This window comes from Mycobacterium sp. NGS49 (assembly GCF_059812565.1).
Genome location: NZ_JCALCX010000082.1, coordinates 1 through 2980, shown reverse-complemented (window position 1 = coordinate 2980; position 2980 = coordinate 1). Strand labels below are relative to the sequence as shown.

At 78.8% G+C, this 2980-nt stretch carries 1 protein-coding gene; it reads left to right on the top strand.

Translation table 11 applies throughout. The features are described 5' to 3' along the window. Positions 1-2725 (top strand): hypothetical protein (locus AC5Y7D_RS30715; RefSeq protein ID WP_499929932.1); only part of this gene is annotated, 2725 nt, incomplete at its 5' end. Between the last annotated feature and the right edge of the window lie 255 nt (positions 2726-2980).

Genomic DNA, 2980 nt, shown 5'->3' with positions numbered 1-2980 from the left:
GGGGGGGGCTGGCGGCTGGTTGTGGGGCGTTGGTGGTAGTGGCGGGGCTGGTGGCGCGGGGTCGGTGGGTGCGCTCGGCGGTGGTAGTGGGGGGGCAGGCGGTGTGGGTGGGGCCGGGGGAGCAGGTGGTCTGTTCGGCGGTGGTGGGGTTGGTGGGGCTGGGGGCGCTGGTGGCGCCGGTGGGCTTGGTGATACGGGCACGACCGCGGCCCCTGCGGGCACCTTGGGCGGGCTGGGTGGGGCTGGTGGAGAGGGCGGCGCGGGCGGGCGCGGCGCGGTGTTGTTCGGGCCGGGCGGGGCCGGCGGGCTTGGCGGTGCCGGCGGGGTGGGAGGGGCCGGGGGCGCTGGGGCGGCCGGCTCGGTGAGCGGTGCCATAGGTGGCGACGGCGGGGGCGGCGGGACCGGCGGGGTGGCGGGTGTGGGTGGTGCCGGGGGCGCGGCGGGACAGTGGTTCAGCGCGGCGGGCGCGGCCGGCGGGGTAGGCGCCGGCGGTGACGGTGGTGCCGGCGGGGTGGGCGGAGCGGGTGCGGCCGGGGCATCGGGCACTGCGTTGGCGCTGAATGGCTTGACCGGCGGGGCCGGTGGTACCGGTGGTGCGGGTGGTGCAGGCGGGTTCACGCCGGGCGGCAGCAACGGTTCGGGTGGTACCGGCGGCGCCGGTGGCGCCGGCGGGGCGGGTGGGGCTGGGGCGACCTCTGGTGTCCTGTCCGGTTCCGGTGGTTCCGGCGGTGACGGCGGGAACGCCGGGGCCGGTGGAGCGGCCGGGGGCGGGGGCTCCGGCGGGGTGGCCGGGGCCGGCGGGGTCGGTGGAGTCGGCGGAGCCGGGGGTGCGGGGGCACGTGGCAGCAACGGCATCTTCCCGGGAGCGAATGGGTTCGGCGGCGGGGCCGGTGGTGCCGGCGGTGGTGGTGGGGCCGGCGGGAACACTCTGGGCGGTGTCAACGGGTCCGGTGGGACCGGCGGGGCCGGCGGTGCCGGCGGTGGCGGTGGGGACGGCGCTGGCGGGAGCGGTATCGGGGGCAACGGCGGGGCGGGCGCTCGTGGTGGGGATGCGGGGACCGGCGGGTCGGTCGGCACCGGGGGCACCGGCGGCCAAGCGGGCCATGCCGGGGTCGGTGGGCGTGGCGGCGATGGCGGGGCCGGCGCCGACGGCGGTGGCGGCGGTGACGCCGCTGCGGGCACTGGCGCTACCGGTGGAACCGGGTTCGCCGGTGGGCGAGGCGGGTCCGGTGGCGCCGGGGGGAATACCGGTAGCGGTGGCGTCAACGGCACCGGCGGCACTGGCGGCAATGGCGGCGGCGGCGGCGATGGCGGTGCCGGCGGGTCGGGTACCGCGGCGGGCTCCGTCGGCGGCGATGGCGGTCACGCCGGTGCCGGTGGAGCGGCCGGCGCCGGGGGCGGGGCGGGCGCCGGGGGGACCGGGGGAGGCGCAGGCGCAGCGGGGATCGGCGGCGGCGGCGGCAGGGGTGGTGATGGCGGCGCGGGCAGCGACGGCGCCAACGCCACAACTGGAGTTCCGGGCTTCGCCGGTGGTGACGGCGGGGCGGGCGGCCTCGGCGTCGACGGCGGCGACGGCGGCGACGGCGGAACCGGCGGTGGCGGCGGGAAAGGAGGAGTGGGCGGAATCGGAGACTCTGGCGACGGCGGGGCCGGCGGCAATGGGGGGGCCGGGGGTGCGGCGACGGGCGGCGGCAATGCCGGCTCCGGCGGCGGCGGTGGCGGCGGCGGTGCAGGCGGCACCGTGGTGAACCGCGACGGCGGCGGCGCGGGCGGCGTCGGCGGGAAGGGCGGCGTCGGCGGTTCCGCGAGCGGCGGTGGCGACGCCGGGGCAGGTGGCGACGGCGGTGTCGGGGGCCGCGGTGGCCAGGTGACATCCTCGGGCGGTTTCGGCGCACGCGGCGGCGATGGGGGTGATGGCGGCGCGGGCGGGGCAGCGACCGACGGCGGCAACGGCGGCACCGGGGGCAACGCGGGCAGCGGGGGCGCGGGCGGGTCAGGGGTCGGCGTTACAAGCAATGTTTTGGGTGGTCAAGGCGGTTTCGGCGGACGGGGTGGAGCCGGCGGAGCCGCCGCGGGAGGCGGCGACGGTGGCACCGGTGGCGCCGGTGGGGCCGGGGGCCGCGGCGGCGATGTCGGCGAGTTCAACCGAGGGGCAGGCGGTTTAGCCGGCTACGGCGGTGCCGGCGGGGCCGGCGGTTCGGCAACCGGCGGGGGTAACGGCGGCGCCGGGGGAAGCGGCGGACTGGGGGGCGGCGGCGGCAATACCGGCATCGTCGGCCCTGGCGGCCTCGGCGGCTTCGGCGGTGACGGCGGAGGCGGTGGTGGCGCTGACGGCGGGGGTGACGCAGGCACCGGCGGCGACGGTGGGGGTGGTGGCCGCGGCGGTGACGGTCGGAACGCTGGTAACCCGGCAGGATCAGGCGGAAAAGCGGGTAGCGGTGGGCTGGGCGGAACCGCGACCGGCAGCGGTACCGGGGGCGCCGGCGGGAAGGGCGGCGAAGGCGGCGACGCCGGCGGCGCAGGCGACGCCGGTGCAGATGGCGGCGACGGCGGCGCCGGGGGGAACGGCGGCGGCAGCGCCACGGGCGGCGGCGGAGATGGGGGTGACGGCGGCAATGGGGGCCAGCCGCACTTGAACGGATTGGGCGGTAACGGCGGTTCCGGTGGTCTGGGCGGACCGGGCCGGCCGTCGGGCCAAGATGGTCGCCGCGGTAGCAACGGGTAGTGCAGCGACGCACACCACGTGCGGGTGCCGGGTAATCTCTGCGCAGATGGGGTTTCCGCACCGACAGTTCGATAGCAGGTAACGAGGCGGCAGATATGCGGAGTTGGCGTTGCGGGCCGAAGGGTCTGGGCCGGTCCGCGGCGGGTGGGCTTCGGGCTGAATGGCGTGGTGAACTCGCACGCACCGGCCCGCGAGTTTGAGATCGCGTTGTTTCAGGGCTGCGTCCGCTCAGCGGGGATGACCGATGTCCCCTAA